Origin of the sequence: Streptomyces sp. NRRL S-31 (assembly GCF_000718775.1) — a bacterium.
Taxonomy (GTDB): domain Bacteria; phylum Actinomycetota; class Actinomycetes; order Streptomycetales; family Streptomycetaceae; genus Streptomyces.
Genome location: NZ_JOCB01000229.1, coordinates 1 through 967, shown reverse-complemented (window position 1 = coordinate 967; position 967 = coordinate 1). Strand labels below are relative to the sequence as shown.

The 967-nt window shown below is 70.4% G+C and carries 2 protein-coding genes; both read right to left on the bottom strand.

The window, feature by feature from the left end; all coding sequences use genetic code 11:
- Positions 1–299 (bottom strand): glucose-6-phosphate dehydrogenase assembly protein OpcA (locus tag IF37_RS0138335; protein ID WP_030754371.1); only part of this gene is annotated, 299 nt, incomplete at its 3' end.
- A partial coding sequence (locus tag IF37_RS0138330; RefSeq protein WP_030754368.1) for a glucose-6-phosphate dehydrogenase occupies positions 296–967 on the bottom strand: 672 nt, incomplete at its 5' end. The genes IF37_RS0138330 and IF37_RS0138335, both read right to left, overlap by 4 nt.

Here is a 967-nt window from a genome sequence, read left to right as displayed (position 1 = left end):
CGCAGGACGACCGTCTCGCCGGTGCCGGCCTCCGCGCCCACCCGTACCTCGGCGTCCAGCCGCGAGGTGGTCCGGGCCCGTGTGTTGCGGGAGACCCGCTTGACGACGACCAGGGTGCGCGAGGGGTGCTCGCGCGAGGCGTCGTTGGCGGCCTTCAGGGCGTCGTAGGCGTTCTCCTCGTCGGTGACGATGACGAGGGTCAGCACCATGCCGACGGCGGGGGTGCCGATGGCCCGGCGGCCCCGCACGAGTGCCTTGTTGATTGCTCCGGCGGTGGTGTCGGTCAGGTCTATCTTCATGGCCGGCGCCAGCTCCGTCCGTCTCGTGCGAGCATCTCGTCCGCTTCCACCGGGCCCCAGGTGCCCGACTTGTACTGCGCGGGCCTGCCGTGCGTGTCCCAGTACCGCTCGATCGGGTCGAGGATCTTCCAGGACAGCTCGACCTCCTCCGTGCGCGGGAAGAGGTTGGCGTCGCCCAGCAGCACGTCCAGGATGAGCCGCTCGTACGCCTCCGGGCTGGACTCCGTGAACGACTCGCCGTAGGCGAAGTCCATGGAGACGTCCCGGATCTCCATCGAGGTGCCGGGCACCTTGGAGCCGAAGCGGACCGTGACGCCCTCGTCCGGCTGGACGCGGATCACGATCGCGTTCTGGCCCAGCTCCTCCGTCGCCGTGGTGTCGAAGGGGGAGTGCGGGGCCCGCTGGAAGACGACCGCGATCTCCGTCACCCGGCGGCCCAGCCGCTTGCCGGTGCGCAGGTAGAAGGGGACGCCCGCCCAGCGGCGGTTGTCGATCTCCAGCTTGATCGCGGCGTAGGTGTCGGTCTTCGACTCAGGGTCGATGCCGTCCTCTTCGAGGTAGCCGGTGACCTTCTCGCCGCCCTGCCACCCGGCCGCGTACTGGCCGCGCACGGTGGCTTCGCCCAGGTCCCTGGGCAGCCGGACCGCGCCGAGCACCTTCTCCTTCTC